The organism is Pseudomonas sp. McL0111 (assembly GCF_052567255.1).
On record NZ_CP199585.1, the window covers coordinates 1,782,399 to 1,807,399 of the forward strand.

Consider the following 25,001-nt stretch of genomic DNA (forward strand, 5'->3'; position numbering starts at 1 on the left):
CCCTGTGAGAGCGAGCTTGCTCGCGAACGCAACGCCGCCGATCCGTGGCAAATCACCCTCTGCATCTCTCATCTATACTTGCTGAATCGTTTCCGCAGCGCTATAAAAATGGCACAACTCCAATAAAGGCTGCTGCCATGACCCCGCTCAAACTCGCCGTTGCACTCGGCGCACTGTCTGCTGCTTCCCATGCCATGGCTTGGGATTACGTCCTTCTCGATGCCAACAAGCCCGCGCAAAACTGGAGCATATCCAGTGAACAACTCGGGGTGAAAACCGACAAACCCTTCTCCGTAAGCCTGCGTACCTTGCACGGTGGACGGCAGGAAGGGGTCAGCATCGTCGATATCGATAACGGCACGATGAAACTCTCGGTAGTGCCGACACGTGGCATGAATGTCCTGCAAGCCTCTGTCGGCAACGTGCGCATGGGCTGGGATTCGCCGGTCAAGGATGTGGTCAACCCGGCGTTCATCGAACTCAACGGACGCGGTGGCCTGGGTTGGCTGGAAGGCTTCAATGAACTGGTGGCCCGCTGCGGTTACGAATGGGTCGGCCATCCCGGGATGGACAATGGCGAGTTGCTGACCCTGCACGGGCGCGCCGCCAACATTCCGGCCAGTACCGTCACGTTGCACATCGACGAAAAGCCTCCCTACGCCATCAGTCTGCGCGGCGAGCTGAAAGAGCAGGCGTTCAAGAAAGTCGACTTCTCGGTCGTCACTGAACTGGTCACCGAGCCCGGCACTGCCCGTTTCGCCCTCAACGATACGCTGACCAACAACGGCGATTATCCTAAGGAATACCAGGCGCTGTATCACAGCAACTTCAGTACGCCGTTCCTCGAACAGGGCGCGCGATTCGTGGCGCCGGTGAAACAGGTCTCGCCCTTCAACGACAAAGCCAAAGCCGAGTTGGCGGATTGGCAGACCTATCGCGGGCCGACCAAGGACTACGACGAAACGGTCTACAACGTCGTGCCTTATGCGGACGCCAAAGGCGAAACCCTGGCCGTTTTGCATAACAAGGCCGGCAGTCTTGGTGTTTCTGTTGGCTTCAATACGCAGCAGCTGCCGGTATTTTCCCTGTGGAAAAACACCGATACCCAAGGTCAGGGCTATGTCACGGGCCTTGAGCCGGGCACCAGTTTTTCCTACAACCGCCGCTATCAGCGCCCATTGAATCTGGTGCCGACCATTGCGCCAAAGGCCAGTCAACAGTTCCAGATCAGCTACAGCCTGCTGGTGGACAAAGGCGCTGTGGATAACGCGTTGAAGCGCGTGACCGAAATTCAGGCCGGGCGCGACACCGAAGTGCGGCAGGCACCATTGGTGGATCTGACCGAGCATTAAGGCGTTGCCGGCCGGTATTGCAGCGCTTCGGCCAAGTGCTCACGCTTGATTGCATCGACTTGCTCAAGGTCTGCCAGGGTTCTGGCGACTTTGAGTAAGCGGTGGGCCGAGCGCAGCGACAGAGTCAGCCGCTCACACGCCGACTCCAGCCATTTCTCATCGACTGTGGATAACTTGCAGTGGCGCTTCAACCCCGGCAGATCGAGAAACGCATTGGCGCAGCCCTGACGCTTCTGCTGACGCTCGCGGGCTTCGGCCACGACGGCCGCTGCGCTGGCGCTGTCCTCTCCCGGCTTCACCTCTGGATTCAACGCCGTCGCCTCCCGTGCGACCGTCAGGTGCAGATCGATCCGATCCAGTAGCGGCCCAGATAGCTTGTTGCGATAGCGCTGCACCATGTCCGGTGTGCATGAGCACTTGCCGCTGGGCTCGCCAAGATATCCACAGGGGCATGGATTCATCGCTGCCACCAACTGAAAGCGAGCGGGAAAGCGCACGCGATCCTTGGCGCGTGAAATCACGATATGCCCGGATTCCAGCGGCTCACGCAGCACCTCCAGCACCTTGCGATCAAACTCTGGCAGCTCATCCAGAAAGAGTACGCCGTGATGGGCGAGGGTGATCTCGCCGGGTTGCGGTTTCGAGCTGCCGCCGACCAGCGCCGGACCCGATGCGGAATGGTGCGGCTGGCGAAAGGGGCGTTGCGGCCAATGGGTCAATGGCACGCCGCTCGCGACTGATTGAATCGCCGCCACCTCCAGCGCTTCGCATTCCGACAGCGGTGGAAGCAATCCCGGCAGCCGACTGGCCAGCAGCGTCTTGCCTGTCCCCGGCGGCCCGCTGAACAGCAAATTGTGCGCCCCCGCAGCGGCAATCAGCAGCGCTCGTTTGGCGGCCATTTGCCCCTGAACCTCGTTAAGGTCGGGATAGGGTCTGGCGGCATGGATCAATCCGTCCGAAACGTACGGCGCAACCGGCGTATGCCCGTTGAAATGCGCCACCGCCTCCAGCAAATGATCCACCGCAAAAACTTTCAATCCCGACGCCAGACAAGCCTCCTCCGCATTCGCCCGCGGCACCACCAGCGCACGACCCGCCTTGCGCGCCGCCAACGCTGCCGGCAACACCCCGCGCACAGCTCGCACCGCACCGGACAATGCCAGCTCGCCCAGGCATTCCACATCATCCAGCGTCAGACACGGCACCTGCACACTCGCTGACAGAATCCCCAAAGCAATCGCCAGATCAAAGCGCCCGCCATCCTTGGGCAAGTCTGCCGGCGCCAGATTCAAGGTGATCCGCCGCGCTGGAAACTGCAGCCCGGAATTGATGATCGCGCTGCGCACCCGGTCCTTGCTCTCCTTCACCGCCGCCTCGGGTAGCCCGACCATGGTCAGCGACGGCAGACCGTTGGCGAGATGGACTTCGACAGTGACAGCGGGAGCATCCACGCCAATCTGGGCGCGGCTGTGGACGATGGAGAGGGACATGGTCGTTCCTTGAGCTGAATCGGGGGCCGCTTCCTGCGGGTTTTTGAAGGGTAGTCTTGGGATAAAGCGTTGGTCGGATTGTTTTAAGGACGAACTTTCTCTGAATGTTGCTGGAGGCACTAATCCTCAGGCATAAAAAAACCGCCTGTCAGGCGGTCATTTTGGCGGTACTCAGGTTCCACCACCGGCGAGCCAACCATCGGGCTCCATCTCCTTGCCGTAGGTCGCGGCCACTTTCAGAAAATGCCGCTGACTGGCTGAAACTCTGTCCGGCAAACCGAGTGCCTCGGTACCAGGTTTGGAAACCCGTGCCGGTTGGGTTTTCTGCTTCTTCTGCTTCATAAACACCTCACGTGCCGGGATGCTTGATTCAAGGTACTTACTTAATAAGGCGCGTGGGACGGTGCTTGTAGGACGTTGCCGGGATTGTCGCAGGGCTGAAGATCAAAAGATCGCAGCCTGCGGCAGCTCCTGCAAGTGAGGCGTAAGGTCGTTCCGACCTTTAATCGCTAGCAGGCTAGCTCCCACAGGGGATAGCAGCGGGTTATTCGGCTGGCGGAGTCAGCTTCGCTTCCATCTCGGCGACTTTGGCTTCGAGGCTTTCGAGGCGAGCGCGGGTGCGCGCCAGCACGACCATCTGACTATCGAATTCTTCCCGGCTGACCAGATCCAGTTTGCTGAAGGCACTTTGCAGCAGCATTTTGAACTGGCTTTCGATTTCGGCTTTCGGCAGCGGGGTGTCGCCGTTGAACAGGCGGGAGGCGGTGCCGCTCAGGGCGTCGAGGAAGTCTTTGGGCGCGAGCATGGGAAATGTCCTGGAAACAATGGCCGGCAGTGTATCACGCAGTGTCTATAGTCATTTGCGCAGGCACGGATGCACGCTTTTCGCGCAGGCGGACGGACGGCGACGCACCGTTGTTGTGCGTATCTGGATGGCCTTTTGCGCGGTTGCGCTTGCGGCAGCGGCTAACGGATTGAAATCAGTGGTTTTTGGCGACATGGCAAGCTTTCTGCTTAGTCGGTAGTGACCCATGCACTGATGCAGTCGCTGTGACGAATGCAGTGCGCCGGACGGGACGGGGAGTTTCGTCAGGAGCGGTTAGCTGGCGTCAGTCGGGCGGGTAAGGCCGACGATGCGTTACAAAGCCAGGCACTGCGCTTAGACTTGAGTCGGGTTTGTTTTCCTGGGGCAAGTCCACCAATTCGGGAGAGAGTTTCATGAAGCTAGTCACTGCCATCATCAAGCCGTTCAAGTTGGACGACGTGCGCGAGTCGCTGTCCGAAATCGGCGTGCAGGGCATTACCGTTACTGAAGTCAAAGGCTTCGGCCGGCAGAAGGGTCACACCGAGCTGTATCGCGGCGCGGAATACGTGGTCGATTTTCTGCCCAAGGTGAAAATCGACGTTGCAATCGACGACAAGGATCTGGATCGGGTTATCGAGGCGATAACCAAGGCTGCCAACACCGGCAAGATAGGTGACGGCAAGATCTTCGTGGTCAATCTGGAACAGGCGATTCGCATCCGTACCGGCGAAACCGATACCGACGCAATCTAAGCCGCCACAAACCCAACGCCCCAGGAGAAAACAATATGACTCTGCGTAAATTCGCAGGGCTAGGCGCCCTGTTGTCCATCGTAATGCCCGGCCTGGCTATGGCGGCAGATCCGGTGGCGCCTCCAGTCCTCAATTCCGGCGATACCGCCTGGATGCTGACCTCCACCGCCCTCGTGCTGTTCATGACCATTCCGGGTCTGGCGCTGTTTTACGGCGGCATGGTTCGCTCCAAAAACATTCTTTCCGTGATGATGCAGTGCTTCGCCATTACCGGCCTGGTCACCATCCTGTGGTTCCTTTATGGCTACAGCATGGCGTTCGACACCACCGGGATGGAAGCCAACGTCGTCAACTTCAACTCCTTCGTCGGCGGTTTCGGCAAGGCGTTCCTCGCCGGCATAACCCCTGCGAGCATCACTGGCCCGACTGCGCTGTTCCCTGAGGCGGTGTTCGTCACCTATCAGATGACCTTCGCGATAATCACCCCGGCGCTGATCGTCGGTGCGTTCGCCGAGCGGATGAAGTTCTCCGCAATGCTGGTGTTCATGGGCGTCTGGTTCACTCTGGTTTACGCACCGATTGCGCACATGGTCTGGAGCGGTCCGGGTTCGCTGTTGGGTGACTGGGGTGTGCTCGACTTCGCAGGCGGCACCGTTGTGCACATCAACGCTGGTGTCGCAGGTCTGGTGGCTTGCCTGGTACTCGGCAAGCGCAAGGGCTTCCCGACCACTCCAATGGCTCCGCACAACCTCGGTTACACCCTGATGGGTGCGGCGATGCTGTGGGTTGGCTGGTTCGGCTTCAACGCCGGTTCCGCTGCTGCTGCCAACGGCACTGCCGGTATGGCAATGCTGGTGACTCAGATCGCAACCGCCGCCGCTGCACTGGGCTGGATGTTCGCCGAGTGGATCACCCACGGCAAACCAAGCGCACTGGGCATCGCCTCGGGTGTGGTTGCAGGTCTGGTGGCGATCACTCCGGCCGCTGGCACCGTGGGCCCGATGGGTTCGCTGATCATCGGTCTGGCGGCAGGCGTAGTGTGCTTCTTCTGCGCGACTACCCTGAAACGCAAACTCGGCTATGACGATTCCCTGGACGCCTTCGGTGTGCACGGTATCGGCGGTATTCTCGGCGCGATCCTGACCGGTGTGTTTGCTGCACCGGCTCTGGGCGGTTTCGGCACCGTGACCGACATTGCTTCGCAAGTGTGGATTCAGTGCAAAGGCGTGGGCTTCACGGTGATCTACACCGCGATCGTCACTTTCATCATCCTCAAGGTACTGGACGTGGTCATGGGTCTGCGTGCCACCGAGGAAGAAGAAGCGGTCGGCCTGGATCTGGCACTACACAACGAACGCGGCTACAACCTGTAAGCACGCGAAAAAAATTGCCCGGTTCGCCGGGCATTTTTTTGCCTGCGATTTGTCATTCAAGAGAAGGCTGAAAGGATTTTTCGTACGGCTTTGGTCGTGTTTACGACAAGCATTTTTCTGCGGCCAAAGGCTTACATCAAAGCAGGAATATTAGGGCCTTTGTTTTTTTCCTGAGCGCGCTAGAATGCGCCCCGAACGTGCGGAGAACTGTATGTGGCAACAGACTCTGATAACCCTGCGGGCACGGCCCCGGGGCTTTCATCTGGTAACGGACGAGTTACTCGCCGGCCTGCCTGAACTCAAGGCGTGCCGGGTCGGTCTGTTGCATCTGTGGCTGCAGCATACCTCGGCGTCGTTGACCATCAACGAGAACGCCGATCCGGCGGTCCGTCGCGACTTCGAACGATTTTTCAATCGTCTGATCCCACAAGGAACAGACGGCTATGAGCATAACGACGAAGGCCTGGACGACCTCCCGGCGCACTTCAAGGCCAGCGTGCTTGGCTGTCAGATCAGTCTGCCGATTTCGGCAGGCCGGTTGGCACTGGGAACCTGGCAGGGCGTTTATCTGGGCGAGCACCGTGATCATGGCGGTGCACGTAAAGTCCTTGCCACCTTGCACGGTGAAGAGGCATAGCCGCTGGTCAGCAGCGACTACCGTTTTTTTACGGCGACTTTCGACAGTTGCCAAAGCTGGTCTATAACTAATCTGCTTTTCGCAAGTCATGAGGTAGAACATGAGCGACGATGATCTGGAAAACGACGACCTCGAAGTAGGCGACGAAGACGAGGCCGAAGAAGGCCTGGAAGCGGCAGCGGAAGACGCTGCCGACGATGATGGCGGTGACGATACGCCGGCCCCGGCTGCCAAAGGCAAAGCCAAGGCTGCGGTGTCGGTCGATGAGTTGCCGAGCATCGAGGCCAAGAACAAGGAACGCGACGCCCTGGCCAAGGCCATGGAAGAGTTTCTGTCGCGCGGCGGCAAGGTGCAGGAAGTGGAGGCCAATGTGGTCGCCGATCCGCCCAAGAAGCCGGACAACAAGTACGGTAGCCGTCCTATCTGACGGTCGCTGTTTGCTTGCTGAAAAAGCCCGCCGTCGCTGCGGGCTTTTTCATGCCTGAAATAAAGACGGACACTGTGGCGAGGGAGCTTGCTCCCGCTGGGTTGCGAAGCGACCCTGAAGTCTGCAATCCCAATCTTCCAGGAATACCGCGCCAGTTGATTTTGCGACTGCTGCGCAGCCGAGCGGGAGCAAGCTCCCTCGCCACAGAAGGCGGAACTCATGTCAGGCGGAAGTAGCATTCCAGCGCGCGAGCACGGCTGGCAGGTCGGTCAGGCTGCGGATTTCTGCGTCCGGCAGGCGCTCGGCTTCCCAGACTTTGCCGGCCGGGTTGAACCAGATCGCTCGCAGTCCCGCCTGTTGTGCGCCGGCAATGTCATCTCCCGGATGATCGCCAATGTGCACCGCCGCCTCGGCACTCACGCCGCCACGCTGCAAGGCTTCTTGAAACAGTCGAGCATCCGGTTTGGCGATGCCGATGTCTTCTGCGCACAGCGCAAACTTGAAATAGTCCGCCAGACCCAACCGTCGCACATCGGCATTGCCGTTGGTTACCACGCCGAGCGCATAGTGATTGGCGAGGATCTCCAGCACCGGCTCGACTTCCGGGAACACTTCGATCTGATGCCGCGCATGCAGGAATACTTCAAAACTCTTGTCGGCCAGATCAGACGCCTCGCCATGGGCATAACCGGCGTCTTCCAGAGCATGGAACAGCACGCGTCGACGCAGCGCGCTGATGCGGTGTTTCAGACCCGGCTCATTGGCCAGCACCCGCTCGCGGATTGCCCACAGATGTTCCACCGGCACCGCGCCCAGGTTCGGCGCATGTTCGGTCAGCCATTCGCGCAATACGGCTTCGGCGCTGATGATCACCGGAGCGGTATCCCACAGGGTGTCGTCGAGGTCGAAGGTGATCAACTGGATGCTCATGAATCGTCGCCTTTCATGCGTTTGGCCCGTGGGTGGGCGCTGTCGTAGACCGCCGCCAGGTGCTGGAAGTCCAGATGGGTGTAGATCTGCGTGGTCTTGATGTCCGAGTGGCCGAGCAGTTCCTGCACGGCGCGCAAGTCTTGGGAGGACTCCAGCAAGTGGCTGGCGAAGGAATGCCGCAGCATGTGCGGGTGCAGGTTTTGCCCCAGCTCACGCTCGCCGGCCAGTTTGACCCGCACCTGAATCGCCCGTGGGCCCAGACGTCGGCCTTGCTGGCTGACAAACACTGCGTCATCGGCCGGGTTGGTCATTGCCCGCAATGGCAGCCATAGTTCGAGCGCTTCACGAGCCTTTTTGCCGACCGGCAGCAGACGCGTCTTGCTGCCCTTGCCGAGCACCTGAACCATGCCGTCAGCGAGGTCGAGTTGATCGAGATTAAGCCCGGTCAGTTCCGACAGGCGCAGGCCAGAGGAATAGAACAACTCCAGAATCGCCTGATCACGACGGGCGAGAAAATCGTCCTCGACTGCGCCTTCAAGCAGTTGCAAGGCGCGGTCAGTGTCGAGGGTTTTCGGCAGGCGACGTTCGCCCTTCGGCGGCGCCAGACCCGTGGCCGGATCGTGGTCGCAGAGACCTTCGCGATTCAGATAGTGATAGAGCCCGCGCACCGCCGACAGCAAACGCGCAAGGCTGCGCGAGGACTGGCCTTGTGCATGCAGGCGAGCGATCAGGCTGCGCAGGCGCTGGATATCCAGCGCGGCCCAGCTGCCGACGTTCTGTTTGATGCACCAGCCGAGGACTTTATCGAGGTCGCGGCGGTAGGCCGACAGGGTGTGCGGCGACACCTGTCGCTCACTGCGCAGGTGTTCGCAGTAAGCGTCCAGTTGCCGTTCCATGTTCAGCGTACCGAACGCAGGGAGCTGTTGACCCGTGGCAGCACGCGGCCCATGACTTCGGCGATGTAGCTCAAGAACAGCGTGCCGACCGAACTCTTGTAGTGCTGCGGATCACGGCTGGCGATTGCCAGAATGCCGTGGATACCTTGATGGCTGACGGCAACGACGGCGGTGGAGCCGATCTGCTTGCGCTGTTCTTCGCCGAACAGGAAGTCCAGTTCATGCTCACGCAAACTGCCGCTGACGCTTTTGCCTTCAGTGAGCAAACCGCCGATAGCGACTTGTGCGTCGGCGTGGGTCACCCAGCGGCCGACCGGCGCCGGGTTGTCGCCAAGCAGGATCAGGCTCACGAAGGGCACCTGAAAATCCTGGCGCAGGCTGTCTTCGACGCTGATCACCACGTCTTCGAGACTGGCGGCGTCCATCAGGGCGAGGATCAGGCGACGGGTCTTGTCGAAGAGCCGGTCGTTGTCGCGGGCGACGTCCATCAACTGCGAGAGGCGATGGCGCATCTCGATGTTGCGGTCGCGCAGGATGGTCATCTGGCGTTCGACCAGCGACACGGTGTCACCGCGCTGGTGCGGAATGCGCATCGCCGGCAGCAGTTCTTCATGCTCGACGAAGAAGTCCGGATGAGCCTCCAGGTATGCGGCAACCGCTGCCGCCTCCAGGCTCTCGGACGCTGATTCGTCGGACTGTCGGGCGGGTACCTGAGGCTTATCGGTCATGGTTTCTGCTCACTCAAAGACGCACTTGTCCTTCGTATACGCGCACTGCCGGCCCGGTCATCAACACCGGGTGGCCAGGGCCTGCCCATTCAATCGACAGACGCCCGCCGGGCAGGTCGATCAGCAGTGGCGAATCCATCCACCCCTGACTGATCGCAGCTACAGCCGCTGCACAGGCGCCGGTGCCGCAGGCCTGGGTTTCCCCGGCGCCGCGTTCCCAGACGCGCAGTTGCGCGCGGTTCCGGTCAATGACCTGGATGAAACCGACATTGACCCGCGCCGGAAAGCGCGGGTGGTGTTCGATTTTCGGCCCCAGTTCATGCACCGGTGCGTTATTGATGTCCTGTACTCGCAGCACGGCGTGGGGGTTGCCCATCGACACGGCGGCCAGTTCGACGGTCGTACCGTCGACTTCAAGCTGATAGCTGGTGGCCTGCGCCGGCGCTTCGAACGGAATATCCGCCGGCACCAGACGCGGGGCGCCCATGTTCACGCCGATCTGGCCGTCATTTCGTACGTCCAGTTCGATGATGCCGCTCTTGGTCTCGACACGGATCTGGCGTTTGGCGGTCAGACGCTTGTCCAGCACGAAGCGGGCAAAGCAGCGCGCACCGTTGCCGCACTGCTCAACTTCGGAACCGTCGGAATTGAAGATCCGATAACGGAAGTCCACGTCCGGGTTGCTCGGCGCCTCGACGATCAGTAACTGATCGAAGCCGATGCCGGTGTGCCGATCACCCCATTGCTTGGCGTGTTTAGGCTGAATATGCGCGTGCTGGCTGACCAGGTCGAGAACCATGAAGTCATTGCCCAGGCCGTGCATTTTGGTAAAACGCAGCAGCATGGGTTACTCCGGCAGCAGGCTTTCGCCGGCAAACAGCTCGGCCACGGTTTCGCGGCGGCGCACTTCGAATACTTGATCACCATCCACCAGCACCTCGGCGGCGCGGCCGCGGGTGTTGTAGTTGGAACTCATCACAAAACCGTAGGCACCGGCCGAATGCACGGCCAGCAGGTCGCCTTCTTCCAGCGCCAGCTCACGATCCTTGGCGAGGAAATCACCGGTTTCGCAGATCGGGCCGACGATGTCGTAGGTGCGTGCCGCGGTTTCGCGCGGGCGCACGGCAGAGACGTCCATCCAGGCTTGATAAAGCGCCGGGCGGATCAGGTCGTTCATTGCCGCATCGACGATGGCGAAGTCTTTGTGTTCGGTGTGCTTGAGGTATTCGACCTGAGTCAGTAGCACGCCGGCATTGGCGACGATGAACCGGCCCGGCTCGAACACCAGCGCCAGATCACGACCGTCGAGACGTTCGCGCACGGCTTTGATGTAGTCGGCAGCCAGTGGCGGCTCTTCATCGCGATAACGCACGCCCAAACCACCACCGAGATCGATGTGGCGCAGGTGGATGCCGCAATCGCCGAGGCGATCAACCAGATCAAGCAAGCGGTCGAGGGCATCGAGGAACGGTGCCAAAGTGGTCAGTTGCGAACCGATGTGGCAGTCAACGCCGATCACTTCCAGGTTCGGCAAGTGCGCGGCACGCACGTAAACATCCTCGGCGTCGGCAATGGCAATGCCGAACTTGTTCTCTTTGAGACCGGTGGAAATGTACGGGTGGGTGCCGGCATCGACGTCCGGGTTGACGCGCAGCGAGACCGGCGCGCGAACGCCCAGTTCGGCGGCTACAACTTGCAGACGCTCAAGCTCTTCGGTGGACTCGACGTTGAAGCAATGCACGCCGACTTCCAGGGCGCGACGCATGTCGTCACGGGTCTTGCCGACGCCGGAGAACACGATCTTGTCGGCACTGCCGCCAGCGGCGAGTACGCGTTCCAGTTCGCCACGGGAGACGATGTCGAAACCGGCGCCGAGACGGGCCAGGACATTCAACACACCGAGGTTGGAGTTGGCTTTGACCGCGAAGCAAACCAGGTGCGGCATGCCGGCCAATGCATCGGCGTAAGCCAGATACTGGGCTTCAATGTGCGCACGCGAGTAAACGTAGGTCGGTGTGCCGAAGCGGTCGGCAATGGCGGACAGCGCCACACCTTCCGCGAACAGCTCCCCGCCACGGTAGTTGAAAACGTCCATGGCGATCCCTTATTGGTAAACGTCGTGCTTATGCGCCTTGGAGGCAGGTTGTTGTTGCGACGATTTGGCTTGCTCGGCCGGGTCCTGATTGTCATCGGGCAGGTACAGCGGGCCTTTTTGACCGCAGGCCGATACAAGGCAGGCAACCGCGACGAGCGCAGCAAGGGAAGAGATCAGGCGCTTCATGGCGAAATCCTTGAAAATGCGTTAATTGCGCCGGAGTATACCGGCCACCCGGCAGCTTGCCTATGCGACGGGCTTCCCGTCCGGCGGGCCTTGGCCGCTACTCCGCCAGACCCTGTGGGAGCGGGCTTGCCCGCGATGGCGGTGGATCAGCCGACATTGATGCTGAAGTTGCAGGCCCCATCGCGGGCAAGCCCGCTCCCACAGGGTTCGGTGTTGGCTTGCCAACAGGTCCCTGGTCGTTATCCTTTGCAATCAGTGGGGCGCGTCCGTATCTTTCGGCGCTTGAGCCTGATCAGACATTTTTTGAGGTTGCCGCAATGAGTTTGTCCGAAGCGCGTTTTCACGATCTGGTCGATGAAACCCAGGAAAAACTGGAAGACATCTTTGACGAAAGTGATCTGGATATCGATCTGGAGAGCTCGGCAGGTGTGTTGACCGTCAAGTTCGAAAACGGCTCGCAGTTGATCTTCAGCCGTCAGGAGCCGCTGCGTCAGCTGTGGCTGGCGGCGGTGTCCGGTGGTTTCCACTTCGATTACGACGAAGAGAGCGAGCGCTGGATGTGTGACAAGAGCGAAGAGCAACTGGGCGAAATGCTTGAGCGCATCGTCAAGCAGCAGGCCGGTGCCGAATTCGATTTCGAAGGTCTGTGATTTCGTGACTCAGCCTGCACCCGTTCGTCCGCCCAAGCCGCTTTACAGCAACGTCAGCCCGGCCGTGCTTTCGCCGTGCAGCGGCGTGTGTCGGCTGGATGAGCAGAAGGTTTGTCTCGGCTGCTTCCGGCATGTCGAGGACATCCGCGAATGGCGCTCGGCGGATGATGAGCGGCGGCGGGTGATCTGCACCGAGGCGGCGACGCGCAAATCTTTGGCTTAAGGATGTTGTGGCGAGGGGATTTATCCCCGTTCGGCTGCGTAGCAGTCGTCAAGGTCTCGGGGGCCGCTACGCGATCCAACGGGGATAAATCCCCTCGCCACAGAGGTTCTCGTCCAGCTCCAAAGGGCGTGACTTGTATATTTTTTGAGCTGTGATAGTGTCCGAGCACGCCTCAACCCATCGAGGCCTGGTGAAAACCCCGCCTTTTTTGGCGGGGTTTTGCTTTTTTTGTGCAGAAGAAAGGAGTCTGCCCGGATCATGACCGCACCTTCCATCACCCTTACCCGTCTGGACGTGCAACGTCTGGAGCGTTTGATCGACAGTCTGAAAGATCAGACTTCGCCAGGCGTAATCGCGCTGCAAACCGAACTGGACCGCGCCGATACGCTGGTCGGTCACGATGAAGTGCCCGCCGATGTCGTGACGATGAATTCCCGTGTGCATTGCCGCGAAGAAGGCAGTGGCAAGGACTATCACCTGACGCTGGTGTATCCCAAGGATGCCAACGCCGATGAAGGCAAGATCTCGATCCTGGCGCCGGTCGGCAGCGCACTGCTTGGCCTGAAAGTCGGTCAGCACATTGACTGGCCAGCACCGGGTGGCAAGACCCTGAAGCTGACCTTGCTCGAAGTCGAATCGCAGCCAGCCAATGGCGGTGAGTTTCGCGAGTAACCCCGTCTCAGACCTGTTCGAGTGCCTCGTTCAGGGCGCGCTCCAGGTCGGCCTTGTAACGCAGATACAGATTGCTTGAACTCTGACCATCACCGAGCAGGCCCGACAGGTCCAGGTCGGTGATGTAGCAGCGATAGCGCTCGGTTTCCCGGCGTTGCTCGACGATCTCCCGGGCGACCACGCTGAACAGCTGGTCGCCATGCTCCAGCTCGTTGAACTCTCGTTGATTGCAATACAGCGTGACCTGCACTTCCCCCGGTGTGGCTTTGCCGACGATGGCCTGCACGTCGTAGAACGGTTTGTTGACCGGAGTCTGCGGCGCCGGCCGCGCTTCGACCCGACGTGCCCGGCCCGGGCCTGATGGCAATAACTGGTAATACAAAGTATCGAGGTTGACTGCCTGACTGCCATCCATCGGCAGCAACGCCTCGCGCCGGAACAGGATCGATTGCAGAAATCGCTGCAACGGCACCAGCAGACTTTGTTCATCGTGATACGGCAAATGTTGCTGCCACAGCGCATTGAACTCATCCAGCACGTACAACTCGGCCTGATGCTCGGTAATCCGGTAGAACACCTGAATGGATTCGGGCTGGCCCATCGGCAGGATCAACGCCAGATCGTGATCCTCCAGTGCCATCGGGTCGAGGTGCAGCGGGCTGTAGCGCGCCTGTTCTTCGCCAAGGTAATCGAGCAGCGCCGGCAGGGTGGCGAGGGCCACATGGTTGACCTGACCCGGTACCAGCTCCAGTACGTGATAGTGCTGCTGTACCTGAATCAGGTAGCGATGATTGAGCCCGCTGAGCAACAGGTTCTGTGCGGTATCGACGATCTCTTCCACACGCCGGGCAATGAACTGCGCACGGTTATGACAGAAGCAACGTACCCGCAACGCTGGTTGCAGCGGTCCGCTGGGCAGGTTGTTGAGGTAATCGCGCAGGCAGTCGAGCAGGGCGTGCGGCCCGTCGAAGCGGTTGACCAGCACTTCGTTCCAGCTGTTGAGCGTGACCTGGTCCAGGGTCAGCACGAGGTTTTCGCGCACTCCGGCATAACTCAGCGAGTCAGTGCGCTCGGTGGTCATCAGGATATTCAGGTCGCGGTGATGCTTGAGTGGATCGACCCCGACGTTGACCAGAATCAGCACTTCACTCGGCACGGCGGCGCGCAGCAAAGGCTCTTCATCCACCGTCGGCAAGGGCAGGGCGATGCTCTGTTGCAGGCTGCCGAGCAGGTTGAACAGCTCGAACTCGCTCATGTCGCTGGTGCCGGGGTGCAAGGCCAGGCGGGTGCTGCTGTCGATCACGCCGTTGCGGTGGCACCACGTCAGCAGTTCGAGCAATTCGCGGCTGCGCTTGATCGGGGCGAAATGTTCCCACTCATGGGCGGTGAGGCTGCCGTTGTACAGACCCCATTGGGTTTGCCCCGGCTCTTTTTTGTTGCGCGACTGCACCAGCGTCAGAGTGTCTTCGGCCAGGTCCGGGGCGATCCCGGGGTTGATGAATTCGACCTTGTCGGCCTTGCGTTCGAACGCTGCGTACAACCGCCGACCCAAAACATTGAGGTCGCGCTTGTTGATCAGGCTGACGGTCTGTTCGGTGCGGGCGAACTGGGTCAGGAAGCGGTAGCTGTAATTCAGTTCATTGACCAGTGCGCGGCGTTCGGCACTGACCTGACGGACTTTCCACTGGCTCCGACTGTCGAGCAGCGTCAACTGTCGCTGATCCCAATGCCACTCCTGAGCCAGTCGTTCCAGCAACGAACGCTGCCAACTCTGGGTGCGACTGTTGCCGGTGAGCTTGCGATTGACCTTGAGATACAGCGCCCGGCGCACCAGCTCAAGCCGCTCCGGCTCGTTGCGCGCGATGAGGTATTCCTCGATGCGGCGGTAAACCACCATGTACGGGTCCAGCTCATCCAGATCGAGCTGGTTGGCAAACACCGCCTGCTTGAAGCGCAGGCTCAGGCACTGCACCTTCGGGTGCTCGCTGGCGTAGACCTCGGTCAGCAGCAGTTTGAGCACCGACTTGTAGGGCGATTCAATGCCTTTGAACAGCTGCCACAATCCGGCACCAATGAACTCCCCCGGCGGAATCTGCGCCAAATGGCCAAGGTCGAGGGTTTCGTCGGCGCGAATGAAACGCTTGGACAGCAGAGTGTGGGTGTACAGGTCGTAGGCTTTTTCTTCGTAAACCGGCACCAGCCACCAGATCGGCGTGCGCCCGGCCAGCCAGATCGCGGTGCGGTAGAACTCGTCCAGCAACAGATAGTGCTGGGTGGTACCGCAATCCTCTGAGCTGAGTTGCGTGTCGCGCTCGCCTTTGACGAAACGCGTCGGGTCGATCAGAAAGAAGTGCGCCTCAGCGCCCTGAGTGGCAGCCCAGGCTTCGAGCAACTGGCATTTCTTGCGCAGTTCGGCGAGCTCGTTTTCAGTCAGATCCGGCGCGTGGCAGACCCACACGTCCATGTCGCTCTGATCGGCCTGGGCCAAAGTGCCGAGACTGCCCATCAGGAACAGACCCTGAATTGGCCGTGGCGGATTGCTGCCGTGACGCGGCTTGTAAGAAAACGAGCGGGTCAGGCGCTGGGCTTCGGCGAGCGCATTGGTGTCCGGTTCGTAATTCGACAATCCAGCCGGCGTGCTGCCCGAAACGTAGCCCGGCAGCAGCGGATGATTGACGTGGAAAAACAGCGGCAGCAGCGTGAGCACGTCTTGCTGGCGGGTTGATAAACCTTCCAGTGCGCGAAGCAGGCGACCTTCATTGAGTTTGAGAAAGCGTGCGCGTAGCTGGCTGAGAACCTTGCGGTCGATTCCCTCGTCCAGATCGGGGCGAATTTCGTGGGTGCGCGTCATGTCAGCTCAAACCGGCTCGCAGGGCTCGGACGTAGAAGGTCTCGGAATGTGAGGCAGTTTAGCGTCTGCGCGGCGGGACTTTTAAGCTGAATTTGTGTTTTGACGTCAGATTTCTATCGTCGGGCGACGACAGATCATCGGGCAGGCCCGCGGAAATCCCGTGAAAGGGGTTCCCGTGGGCAATAAACGGGGATTCAGGCGGTTTCTTCTACGTTCAGAATGGTCAGAACGGTTTGCACATTTTGCGCGGCATCACGACCAAGGCTGGTCAGGTAACCGCCATCGGGCTGGTCGGTCAGTTCTTTTTCGAAGAGGCGTTGCGCGGCAGCAATATGTTTCAGGGCAGCGGTCTGATGAATTTTCAAACCTTCCTGGGAACTGTCCAGGGGAAAGAGTGCAAGGACTTCCAGTTCGGCAACCAACTCAGGGGTAAGCGACATAAGGACTCCAGACTTTCTAGGAATTAGACGACAGCGCCCCTAAGGTGAACCTGCGGATGCGGTGTGTCCAGTGCTGGCGACAGGGAATTTTCCCTTGGGCGGGTTCCAGTGTAGTCAGGTTCCTGGATCAAGCTGGATGGATACGTAACCAAACATCGTAGGAGTGAGCCTGCTCGCGATGGCGCAGTGTCGGTCAGCATCTTTCTGACTGAGAGAACGCAATCGCGAGCAGGCTCACTCCTACAGGATCGGGGGTTACTGTTTTTCTGGCGGTAGATCGGGCAGTGCGCGCAACGCGGTTTCATACCATTCGGTATCGAACGGGCGATCTTCATCGAGCATCGCGTCAATTTCGTAGGCCAGAACGTGGGCCATCAGATTGAGGATCTCTTCGCGCTCAACGCCGACCAGGGTCAGCTTGTTGAGCGTGGCTTTGGCGGCTGGCGGGTTGTCGCTTACGATCTGGTTTTCGATGGCTTCGATCAGAGTCGATTCGGTGAACTCTTCTTCGTCGTTATCGATATCAGTTGGCTCGCTCATGGCAGGCTCCTCAAGGAAAGGCGCCAGTTTACCCGCATTCAGCGGCGTGATGCTGCTGGCGGGAATCCATCCGGCGATCTATAAACAGGCACTGCCCACCCCGCACGGCCTGGAGGCTATGTGATGCTCAAGCTCTACGGATTCTCAGTCAGCAACTACTACAACATGGTCAAACTGGCGCTGCTCGAAAAGGCTCTGCCATTCGAAGAGATCACGTTCTACCCGACGCAGACCCCGGAATCACTGGTCATCAGCCCGCGTGGCAAGGTGCCGGTGCTGGGTGTCGAGGGCGGGTACATCAACGAAACTGCGGTGATCCTCGAATACCTTGAGCAGACTCAAAAAGGTACGCAGCTGCTGCCGAGTGATCCGTTCCAGCGCGCCCAAGTGTTGGCGATTGCCAAGGAAATCGAGCTGTACATCGAGCTGCCGGGCCGCGCCTGTTATGGCGAAGCGTTCTTTGGCGCGAGCATTCCCGAGGCGATCAAGGAAAAGACCAAGGCTGAACTGCTGCTGGGGTTTGCGTCGCTGGGGCGTCACGGCAAATTCGCGCCGTATGTGGCGGGCGACAGTCTGAGCGTGGCGGATTTGTACTTCCTCTACAGCGTGCCGCTGGCGTGCGCGGTCGGGCAGAAGCTGTTTGGAATCGATTTTCTGGCGGAGATGCCACAGGCCAAGGCACTGTTGCAGCGTCTGGAATCCAATCCGCATGTGCAGAAGATTGCGGCGGATAAGGAAGCGGCAATGCCAGCGTTTTTGGCGATGATCGCTGCCAAGAAGTAAGTTTTTGCTGATCTGAAGTGAGCTATCGCCAGCAGGCTGGCTCCCACAATTGGATTTGTGAACTCAGTCCAATGTGGGAGCCGGCCTGCTGGCGATGCTTTTAGCGGCTGGCGAGCAGCGCCTGACCGCGAACCACAGCCTTCTTGACCTGCGCCGGCGCAGTGCCGCCGATATGGTCACGGGCATTTACCGAGCCTTCCAGCGTCAGCACGGCGAACACGTCCTGCTCGATCTGGTCGCTGAACTTGCGCAGTTCTTCCAGGCTCATTTCCGCCAGATCCTTGCCGGTGTCCACGCCGTACTTCACCGCGTGGCCAACGATTTCGTGGCAATCGCGGAATGGCAGGCCACGGCGTACCAGATAGTCGGCGAGGTCGGTGGCGGTGGAGAAACCGCGCAGCGCCGCTTCACGCATGATCGCGTGTTTCGGCTTGATCGCCGGGATCATGTCGGCAAATGCACGCAGCGAGTCGCGCAGGGTGTCGGCCGCGTCGAACAGCGGCTCTTTGTCTTCCTGGTTGTCCTTGTTGTAGGCCAGGGGCTGGCCTTTCATCAGGGTCAGCAGGCCCATCAGCGCACCGAACACACGGCCGGTCTTGCCACGCACCAGCTCCGGCACGTCGGGATTTTTCTTTTGCGGCATGATCGAGCTGCCGGTGCAGAAACGGTCTGGCAGATCGATGAACTGGAACTGCGCGCTGGTCCACAGCACCAGCTCTTCGGAGAAGCGCGACAAGTGCATCATCGCGATGCTCGCAGCCGAGCAGAACTCGATGGCGAAGTCACGATCGGAAACGTTGTCCAGCGAGTTGCCACCGACGGCGTCGAAGCCCAGCAATTGCGCGGTGTATTCGCGATCGATCGGGTAGGTGGTGCCGGCCAGTGCAGCACTGCCCAACGGCATGCGGTTGGTGCGCTTGCGGCAGTCGACCAGACGCTCGTAGTCGCGGCTGAGCATTTCGAACCAGGCCAGCATGTGGTGACCGAACGTCACTGGCTGCGCGGTCTGCAAGTGGGTGAAGCCGGGCATGATGCTCGCGGATTCACGCTCGGCTTGCTCCAGCAGGCCTTTTTGCAGACGGGTGATCTCGGCCAGGATCAGGTCGATCTCGTCACGCAGCCACAGGCGGATGTCGGTAGCGACCTGGTCGTTGCGGCTCCGGCCGGTGTGCAGTTTTTTGCCGGTGACGCCGATGCGGTCGGTCAGGCGGGCTTCGATGTTCATGTGGACGTCTTCGAGGTCAATGCGCCAGTCGAACTGGCCGGCCTCGATTTCGCCCTGAATGGTCTTCAGGCCTTCGATGATGCTGTCGCGCTCGGCATCGGTCAGCACGCCGACCTTGGCCAGCATGGTGGCGTGGGCAATCGAGCCCATGATGTCGTGGCGATACAGGCGCTGGTCGAAAGTGACGGAGGCGGTGAAGCGGGCGACGAAGGCGTCGACGGGTTCACTGAAGCGGCCGCCCCAGGACTGATTGGTCTTGTCAGTGCTCATGAATTCGCTCGTATCGGCTTGAAGAAAAAAGGCGTGAAACGCTGGCGCGGATAATAACAGGGTTGCCAATCCTGTCGCTGACACTGGTCGATACGTTTTTTTCTCATTCGCTCATGCATAGTCGGCGCGGCCCGTGGGGCGTTTTGCACAAGGATATTTTTCGTTTGAGCAATATCGCTCCGGCGAGCGTCTACAGTTGGACATAGGAGTCGGCGCGAGCGGGGATCGCGCAAAGCGCTGGGTGCCGACTATAAGAAGAGAGGGGTGGGTGTATTGTCCATCGGCAAACCTTGTGAAAAGCGCAGACAACAGCGGGCTTTGAGCGGTACGAACCGGGCTTTGGCAAATATTGCTGGCCGACGTACGGCACTTTTTGGCGCTCGGGCTAGTCTTAGCGTGGATCGCGGTGACGGACGTCACTCCACCTGTCTACGCTATCCTTGTGCGAGACTCACGCAGGAATCCAGCGCAATATGAATGTCCTGATCGTTGATGACGAACCACTGGCCCGCGAGCGCCTCAGCCGAATGGTGAGCGAACTCGAGGGTTACACAGTCCTGGAGCCCAGCGCCACGAATGGCGAAGAGGCGTTGGCGCTGATCGACAGCCACAAGCCGGATATCGTGCTGCTCGATATCCGCATGCCTGGCCTGGATGGCCTGCAAGTGGCTGCCCGTCTGTGCGAACGTGAAACACCACCGGCCGTGGTGTTTTGCACCGGCCCCGATGAATTTGCCGTGGAAGCCCTGCAGGCCAGCGCCGTGGGCTATGTGGTGAAACCTGTGCGAACCGAACATCTGCAAGACGCCCTGAAACGGGCTGAACGTCCCAATCGGGCGCAACTCTCGGCCCTGACCCGTCCGGCTGCCGAAAGCGGCACCGGCCCACGCAGCCACATCAGTGCCCGCACCCGCAAAGGCATCGAGCTGATCCCGCTGGATCAGGTGGTCTACTTCATCGCCGACCACAAATACGTGACCTTGCGCCATGAAGGCGGCGAAGTGCTGCTGGATGAGCCGCTCAAGGCGCTGGAAGACGAATTCGGCGAGCGCTTCGTGCGTATTCACCGCAACGCACTGGTTGCCCGCGAACGCATCGAGCGACTGCAACGCACGCCGCTGGGACACTTCCAGCTGTTCCTCAAAGGTCTGAATGGCGACGCCTTGATCGTCAGCCGCCGGCATGTGGCGGGTGTGCGCAAAATGATGCAGGGCCTTTAACCCGGGGTTTCCCGGCGGCTCTCACTTCTCGTTACCGGACATTGCAGGCCAGGGAGGCCGCGCCGTTTCTGATTCAAGTCAAAGTGGATTTGGCTGAGCTGTTATTATCCGCCGTATCTATTCAGTACGGATTGATCCATGTCCTCTCGCGAAATCCGCATCGCCACCCGCAAAAGTGCCCTTGCCCTGTGGCAGGCCGAATACGTCAAAGCCCGTCTGGAAGCGGCCCACCCGGGTCTGCTTGTGACGCTGGTGCCCATGGTCAGTCGCGGCGACAAGCTGCTTGATTCGCCACTGTCGAAAATCGGCGGCAAAGGCCTGTTCGTCAAGGAACTGGAAACCGCGCTGCTGGAAAACCAGGCCGATATCGCCGTGCATTCGATGAAAGACGTGCCGATGGACTTTCCTCAAGGTCTGGGCCTGTTCTGCATCTGTGAGCGCGAAGACCCGCGTGACGCGTTCGTTTCCAATACTTACGCCAGCCTTGAAGCGCTGCCGGCCGGCAGCATCGTCGGCACCTCCAGCCTGCGTCGTCAGGCGCAGTTGCTGACCCGTCGCCCGGATCTGGAAATCCGCTTCCTGCGCGGTAACGTCAACACCCGTCTGGCCAAGCTCGATGCCGGTGAGTACGACGCGATCATCCTCGCCGCCGCCGGCCTGATTCGCCTCGGTTTCGAAGACCGCATCACCTCGGCAATCAGTGTTGATGACAGCCTGCCGGCCGGTGGCCAAGGCGCGGTCGGCATCGAATGCCGCAGCGTCGATAACGAAATTCATGCCCTGCTGGCGCCGCTGCATCATGCGGATACCGCTTCACGCGTTACTGCCGAACGAGCCCTCAACAAGCATCTGAATGGCGGCTGCCAGGTGCCAATCGCCTGCTACGCGGTGCTTGAAGGCGATCAGTTGTGGTTGCGCGGGCTGGTTGGCGAGCCAAGTGGCGGCAAGTTGCTGAGCGCCGAGGCCCGTGCGCCACGTGCTGCTGCCGAGACTCTGGGCGTGCAGGTCGCCGAAGACCTGCTGAGCCAGGGTGCTGCCGATATTCTCAAAGCGGTTTACGGTGAGGCTGGTCACGAGTGACCGGCTGGCGCCTGCTGCTGACCCGTCCGGCGGATGACTGCACGGCGCTTGCCGAGTTGTTGGCCGGGCAGGGGATTTTCAGCAGTTGTCTGCCGCTACTGGAAATAGCACCGCTGCCGGTCTCTGCGACAATGCGTCAGACGTTTGCCGATCTGCCGCGTTGCAGTGCGGTGATTGTGGTCAGCAAGCCGGCGGCGCGTATTGCGGTCGAGCTACTCGATAGCTACGGGCCGGCGTCGCTGGCGATGCCGTGGTTCAGCGTCGGCGCGGCTACCGCGCAGATTCTTCTGGATCGCGGTCTGGATGCAAACTTCCCGGCCGATGGCGATGACAGCGAAGCCTTGCTGCAATTGCCACGTCTGCGCGAGGCTGTGACCCGCGCTGATTCGCAGGTATTGATCCTGCGTGGCGAGGGTGGCCGTGAGCTGCTGGCCGAGCGCCTGCGCGAGCTAGGTGCTAGTGTCGAGTATCTGGAGTTGTATCGGCGAGACCTGCCGGCCTATCCGTCTGACGAACTGCCGCTGCGGATCGAAGCGGAACGCTTGAGCGGGCTGGTGGTCAGCAGTGGACAGGGTTTCGAGCACCTGCGTCAGTTGGCCGGCGATGCCTGGCCGAACATTGCGCAGTTGCCGTTGTTTGTTCCAAGCCCAAGGGTCGCCGAGCTGGCAAGTGCCGCCGGGGCCCGAACAGTTGTGGATTGCCGCGGCGCGAGTGCCGCGGCTTTGCTGACGGCGTTACGGGAGCATCCCGTGCCCGTTCTCTAATGCAAAGGATGGATACGTGAGCGAAACTGCCTTGCCTAAAGATGAACGCCCGCCGGTGCTTGATGCACCGATTGATTCATCGGTAGAAAGTCGGCCGCCGACTAAGGAACCGAGCCGAGGCAACGGACTGGCAATCATCGCGCTATTGCTCGGTGCCGCTGGTGTTGCAGTGGGCGGTTGGGGTGTGTGGCAGGTGCGTCACCTGCAAACCAACACTCTGCAACAGTCGAGTCAGGTGCAGGCGCTGAACGATCAGGCGCAGACACTTAAGCTCAACGAACAGCGCCTGACCGAGCGCCTCGCGCAATTGCCAGGCGCCGATGAACTCGCTGACCGTCAGCGTCTGGTGAGTCAACTCCAGAGCGATCAGCAGCGCCTCAATCAACGTCTGGAAACCGTGCTTGGTGCTAGCCGCAAAGACTGGCGTCTGGCCGAGGCCGAGCATCTGCTGCGTCTGGCCAGCCTGCGCCTTTCAGCGCTGCAGGACATCAGCAGCGCTCAGGCGCTGGTGCAGGGCGCCGACGAAATCCTCCGCGAGCAGAACGATCCCGGTTCTTTCGCCGCCCGCGAACAAGTGGCCAAGACTCTGGTTGCCCTGCGCAGCACCGAGCAGCCGGATCGCACCGGGTTGTTCCTGCGTCTGGGCGCATTGCGTGATCAGGTGATCGGGCTCACCGAGCTGGCGCCGGAATACAAGGACCGCGGCGAATCTCTGCTGGGCCTGACCGCCGATGGCGATGGCGCCAGTCGCTGGTCGCAGTGGTGGGATCAGGTTTCCCGTTACATCCGCATCGATTTCAATGCCGACAAGAATGTTCGACCACTGCTGGCCGGGCAGAGCCTGAGCCAAGTGCGCCTGGCCCTGAGCCTGTCGCTGGAGCAAGCGCAGTGGGCGGCGCTCAATGGTCAGGCGGCGGTTTACACCCAGGCGCTGGCCGAGGCACGGGATGTGCTTAAGGGTAATTTCAATCCGGATAATCCGCAGAGCAAAATCATGCTCGAACAGGTCGCCGAGCTGAGCAAGCAACCGGTCACCGTCAATACGCCGGATCTGACCGGCACGTTGAGTGCGGTGCAAGCCTATCTTGAGCGGCGCAATGTCAACGCTGAAGACTCGGTGAAACCCTTCGCCAAACCTGCCACTGACACTGCGCAGGAGGCCAAACCATGAAGCGCCTGTACGTGATCGTGTTTCTGGTGATCGCCGCAACGGCAGCGCTGGGCCTGGCGATTGCCGAGCATCCCGGTTACGTGCTGGTCGCCTACAAGAGCTTCCGCTATGAGTCGAGCCTGTGGGCAACGCTGGCGGTGATCGCAGTGTTGTGGCTGGTTGTCTGGGGGATCAAGGCGCTGGTCGAACTGGTGATGACGTCCAGTGGCGTGGTCAATCCATGGTCGCGACGCAACCGTAGCCGTCGTGTGCAAGTGGCAATCGAGCACGGTCAGCTGGATCTGGCGGAAGGTCGTTGGGCCAGTGCCCAGCGTCATTTGTCTCGAGCCGCCGAGGCCGAACGCCAACCGCTGCTGTATTACCTCGGTGCCGCCCGGGCGGCCAACGAACAAGGCAATTACGAAGAGTGTGATCGTTTGCTGGAGCGCGCTCTGGAGCGCCAGCCACAAGCGGAACTGGCGATTGCCTTGAGTCATGCCCAGTTGCAGACCGATCGTGGTGATACCGAAGGTGCGCTGGTGACGCTGCAAGCGATGCACGAGCGTCATCCACACAATGCGCAAACCTTGCGTCAATTGCAGCGTCTGTATCAGCAACGGGGTGAGTGGTCGGCGGTGATTCGTCTGTTGCCGGAACTGCGCAAGGACAAGGTTTTGCCACCGGCTGAGCTGGCTGAGCTTGAGCGTCGTGCCTGGGGTGAAAACCTGTCGCTGGCCGCTCAGCGAGAAGAGGACGGCAGCGTCGGCTTGCAGTCCCTTGAACGCGCATGGCAGCAATTGACTTCGGCTCAGCGTCAGGAGCCGGCGCTGGTGTTGGCCTACGCCGAGCAACTGCGTCAGCTGGGTGCTCAGGCTGAAGCGGAAGAAGTGCTGCGTGGTGCCCTTAAACGCAAATTCGATAGCCATCTGGCGCGTCTGTATGGTCTGGTACGTGGCAGTGATCCTGCACGCCAGTTGCAAACCGCTGAAGGCTGGCTCAAGGATCATCCGGCCGATCCGAGCTTGCTGTTGACCCTCGGCCGCCTCTGCCTGCAAACCAGTCTTTGGGGCAAGGCGCGTGATTATCTGGAAAGCAGTCTGCGTATGCAGCGCAATCCGGAAGCCTGCGCAGAACTGGCGCGCCTGCTCGCGCAACTGGGCGACACCGAGCGCAGCAACCAGTTGTTCCAGGAAGGCCTCGGGCTGCTCGATGAGCGACTTCTGGCAGCACCGTTGCCCGTGCCGGTGAACGCCTGAAACAGTGAGGGAGTACGCTCCCTCTTTCACCTTTTTCGAGTGAAAAATTACCTGTCTCTGACGTCCTGGGCAAAGTCCTACAGAGGACTACACCTATTCCTCCATAACTTGTCGGGATTTCCCTACACCTTTGGTGAAGTGTCGGCAGTGCGCTGCCTTGAAAGGCCCGCACCCTTTCCTCTACCGTAACCGCCTGTCTTTACTGT

27 protein-coding genes are annotated in these 25,001 nt (G+C 60.3%); 14 read left to right on the plus strand and 13 right to left on the minus strand.

Features of this window, described 5'->3' with window-relative positions; all coding sequences use genetic code 11:
- The first annotated feature begins 137 nt into the window (after window positions 1–137).
- Window positions 138–1,352 (plus strand): aldose 1-epimerase family protein, encoded by a 1,215-nt coding sequence (locus ACTWLJ_RS08000; RefSeq protein ID WP_445180468.1) that lies wholly within the window; start codon window positions 138–140, stop codon window positions 1,350–1,352.
- Here ACTWLJ_RS08000 and ACTWLJ_RS08005 read toward each other — a convergent pair.
- From ACTWLJ_RS08005 to ACTWLJ_RS08015, 3 genes are all read right to left on the minus strand, one after another.
- Window positions 1,349–2,842, minus strand: coding sequence for a YifB family Mg chelatase-like AAA ATPase (locus tag ACTWLJ_RS08005; RefSeq protein ID WP_445180469.1), 1,494 nt, complete (start codon window positions 2,840–2,842; stop codon window positions 1,349–1,351). The genes ACTWLJ_RS08000 and ACTWLJ_RS08005 overlap by 4 nt on opposite strands.
- A gap of 171 nt (window positions 2,843–3,013) precedes the next feature.
- The gene (locus ACTWLJ_RS08010; RefSeq protein ID WP_171057229.1) at window positions 3,014–3,184 is read right to left on the minus strand and encodes a hypothetical protein; all 171 of its coding nucleotides are present in this window, start codon (window positions 3,182–3,184) and stop codon (window positions 3,014–3,016) included.
- Between the two features lie 202 nt (window positions 3,185–3,386).
- On the minus strand, window positions 3,387–3,647 hold the full coding sequence (locus ACTWLJ_RS08015; RefSeq protein ID WP_008086041.1) for an accessory factor UbiK family protein: 261 nt from the start codon (window positions 3,645–3,647) through the stop codon (window positions 3,387–3,389).
- A gap of 413 nt (window positions 3,648–4,060) precedes the next feature.
- On the opposite strand from ACTWLJ_RS08015, the gene glnK reads away from it, so the two are divergent.
- From glnK to sutA, 4 genes are all read left to right on the plus strand, one after another.
- On the plus strand, window positions 4,061–4,399 hold the full coding sequence (glnK, locus tag ACTWLJ_RS08020; RefSeq protein ID WP_002555808.1) for a P-II family nitrogen regulator: 339 nt from the start codon (window positions 4,061–4,063) through the stop codon (window positions 4,397–4,399).
- Window positions 4,400–4,434: 35 nt separating this feature from the next.
- A complete protein-coding gene (locus ACTWLJ_RS08025; RefSeq protein ID WP_201148219.1) occupies window positions 4,435–5,772 on the plus strand; it encodes an ammonium transporter in 1,338 nt (445 codons plus the stop codon).
- Window positions 5,773–5,983: 211 nt separating this feature from the next.
- Window positions 5,984–6,409, plus strand: a complete 426-nt coding sequence (locus ACTWLJ_RS08030; RefSeq protein WP_445180470.1) for a secondary thiamine-phosphate synthase enzyme YjbQ — start codon at window positions 5,984–5,986, stop codon at window positions 6,407–6,409.
- A 100-nt stretch (window positions 6,410–6,509) separates the two neighbouring features.
- Window positions 6,510–6,836: a transcriptional regulator SutA gene (sutA, locus tag ACTWLJ_RS08035; protein WP_401212914.1), complete on the plus strand. Its 327-nt coding sequence runs from the start codon at window positions 6,510–6,512 to the stop codon at window positions 6,834–6,836.
- A 222-nt stretch (window positions 6,837–7,058) separates the two neighbouring features.
- Here the strand turns inward: sutA and ACTWLJ_RS08040 are convergent, their stop codons facing one another.
- Genes ACTWLJ_RS08040 through lptM form a run of 6 tightly spaced genes read right to left on the minus strand, consistent with a single transcriptional unit; the run spans window position 7,059 to window position 11,671 of the window.
- Window positions 7,059–7,766: an HAD family hydrolase gene (locus ACTWLJ_RS08040; RefSeq protein ID WP_445180471.1), complete on the minus strand. Its 708-nt coding sequence runs from the start codon at window positions 7,764–7,766 to the stop codon at window positions 7,059–7,061.
- On the minus strand, window positions 7,763–8,662 hold the full coding sequence (xerC, locus tag ACTWLJ_RS08045; protein ID WP_401212909.1) for a tyrosine recombinase XerC: 900 nt from the start codon (window positions 8,660–8,662) through the stop codon (window positions 7,763–7,765). The genes ACTWLJ_RS08040 and xerC overlap by 4 nt, the downstream gene beginning before the upstream one ends.
- Window positions 8,663–8,664: 2 nt before the next feature.
- A complete protein-coding gene (locus tag ACTWLJ_RS08050; protein WP_401212906.1) occupies window positions 8,665–9,390 on the minus strand; it encodes a DUF484 family protein in 726 nt (241 codons plus the stop codon).
- 13 nt (window positions 9,391–9,403) lie between these two features.
- Window positions 9,404–10,234 (minus strand): diaminopimelate epimerase, encoded by an 831-nt coding sequence (gene dapF, locus ACTWLJ_RS08055; RefSeq protein ID WP_401212903.1) that lies wholly within the window; start codon window positions 10,232–10,234, stop codon window positions 9,404–9,406.
- A 3-nt stretch (window positions 10,235–10,237) separates the two neighbouring features.
- Entirely contained in the window at window positions 10,238–11,485 is a 1,248-nt protein-coding gene (gene lysA, locus ACTWLJ_RS08060) for a diaminopimelate decarboxylase (protein WP_445180472.1), read from the minus strand.
- A 9-nt stretch (window positions 11,486–11,494) separates the two neighbouring features.
- Window positions 11,495–11,671 carry an LPS translocon maturation chaperone LptM gene (gene lptM / locus ACTWLJ_RS08065; protein ID WP_401212897.1) on the minus strand — a complete coding sequence of 59 codons (177 nt, stop codon included), beginning with the start codon at window positions 11,669–11,671 and terminating at the stop codon, window positions 11,495–11,497.
- 317 nt (window positions 11,672–11,988) lie between these two features.
- Here lptM and cyaY point away from each other — a divergent pair, with 317 nt between their 5' ends.
- The 3 genes from cyaY to rnk all read left to right on the plus strand — a co-directional run bounded on the left by cyaY (window position 11,989) and on the right by rnk (window position 13,216).
- Window positions 11,989–12,321 carry an iron donor protein CyaY gene (gene cyaY, locus ACTWLJ_RS08070; protein ID WP_077575013.1) on the plus strand — a complete coding sequence of 111 codons (333 nt, stop codon included), beginning with the start codon at window positions 11,989–11,991 and terminating at the stop codon, window positions 12,319–12,321.
- Between the two features lie 4 nt (window positions 12,322–12,325).
- Window positions 12,326–12,544 (plus strand): DUF1289 domain-containing protein, encoded by a 219-nt coding sequence (locus ACTWLJ_RS08075; RefSeq protein WP_445180473.1) that lies wholly within the window; start codon window positions 12,326–12,328, stop codon window positions 12,542–12,544.
- A 258-nt stretch (window positions 12,545–12,802) separates the two neighbouring features.
- Window positions 12,803–13,216, plus strand: coding sequence for a nucleoside diphosphate kinase regulator (rnk, locus tag ACTWLJ_RS08080; RefSeq protein WP_445180474.1), 414 nt, complete (start codon window positions 12,803–12,805; stop codon window positions 13,214–13,216).
- A gap of 7 nt (window positions 13,217–13,223) precedes the next feature.
- Here rnk and ACTWLJ_RS08085 read toward each other — a convergent pair whose 3' ends face one another.
- From ACTWLJ_RS08085 to ACTWLJ_RS08095, 3 genes are all read right to left on the minus strand, one after another.
- Window positions 13,224–16,067 carry a class I adenylate cyclase gene (locus ACTWLJ_RS08085; RefSeq protein ID WP_445180475.1) on the minus strand — a complete coding sequence of 948 codons (2,844 nt, stop codon included), beginning with the start codon at window positions 16,065–16,067 and terminating at the stop codon, window positions 13,224–13,226.
- Between the two features lie 194 nt (window positions 16,068–16,261).
- Entirely contained in the window at window positions 16,262–16,507 is a 246-nt protein-coding gene (locus ACTWLJ_RS08090; RefSeq protein ID WP_401212891.1) for a TIGR02647 family protein, read from the minus strand.
- 255 nt (window positions 16,508–16,762) lie between these two features.
- Complete coding sequence (locus ACTWLJ_RS08095) at window positions 16,763–17,047, minus strand: hypothetical protein (protein WP_445180476.1); 285 nt, start codon at window positions 17,045–17,047, stop codon at window positions 16,763–16,765.
- Between the two features lie 123 nt (window positions 17,048–17,170).
- On the opposite strand from ACTWLJ_RS08095, the gene ACTWLJ_RS08100 reads away from it, so the two are divergent.
- Entirely contained in the window at window positions 17,171–17,830 is a 660-nt protein-coding gene (locus ACTWLJ_RS08100; protein WP_445180477.1) for a glutathione S-transferase family protein, read from the plus strand.
- 100 nt (window positions 17,831–17,930) lie between these two features.
- Here the strand turns inward: ACTWLJ_RS08100 and argH are convergent, their stop codons facing one another.
- Window positions 17,931–19,325, minus strand: coding sequence for an argininosuccinate lyase (gene argH, locus ACTWLJ_RS08105; RefSeq protein WP_445180478.1), 1,395 nt, complete (start codon window positions 19,323–19,325; stop codon window positions 17,931–17,933).
- Window positions 19,326–19,798: 473 nt separating this feature from the next.
- Between argH and ACTWLJ_RS08110 the strand changes: the two genes are divergently transcribed.
- From ACTWLJ_RS08110 to ACTWLJ_RS08130, 5 genes are all read left to right on the plus strand, one after another.
- Window positions 19,799–20,545 (plus strand): LytR/AlgR family response regulator transcription factor, encoded by a 747-nt coding sequence (locus ACTWLJ_RS08110; RefSeq protein ID WP_401212882.1) that lies wholly within the window; start codon window positions 19,799–19,801, stop codon window positions 20,543–20,545.
- Between the two features lie 138 nt (window positions 20,546–20,683).
- Entirely contained in the window at window positions 20,684–21,625 is a 942-nt protein-coding gene (hemC, locus tag ACTWLJ_RS08115; protein ID WP_401212881.1) for a hydroxymethylbilane synthase, read from the plus strand.
- Complete coding sequence (locus ACTWLJ_RS08120; protein ID WP_445180479.1) at window positions 21,622–22,389, plus strand: uroporphyrinogen-III synthase; 768 nt, start codon at window positions 21,622–21,624, stop codon at window positions 22,387–22,389. Before hemC ends, ACTWLJ_RS08120 begins: the two co-directional genes overlap by 4 nt.
- Before the next feature lie 16 nt (window positions 22,390–22,405).
- On the plus strand, window positions 22,406–23,560 hold the full coding sequence (locus ACTWLJ_RS08125; RefSeq protein ID WP_445180480.1) for a uroporphyrinogen-III C-methyltransferase: 1,155 nt from the start codon (window positions 22,406–22,408) through the stop codon (window positions 23,558–23,560).
- On the plus strand, window positions 23,557–24,795 hold the full coding sequence (locus ACTWLJ_RS08130; protein ID WP_445180481.1) for a heme biosynthesis protein HemY: 1,239 nt from the start codon (window positions 23,557–23,559) through the stop codon (window positions 24,793–24,795). Before ACTWLJ_RS08125 ends, ACTWLJ_RS08130 begins: the two co-directional genes overlap by 4 nt.
- Window positions 24,796–25,001: the final 206 nt, after the last annotated feature.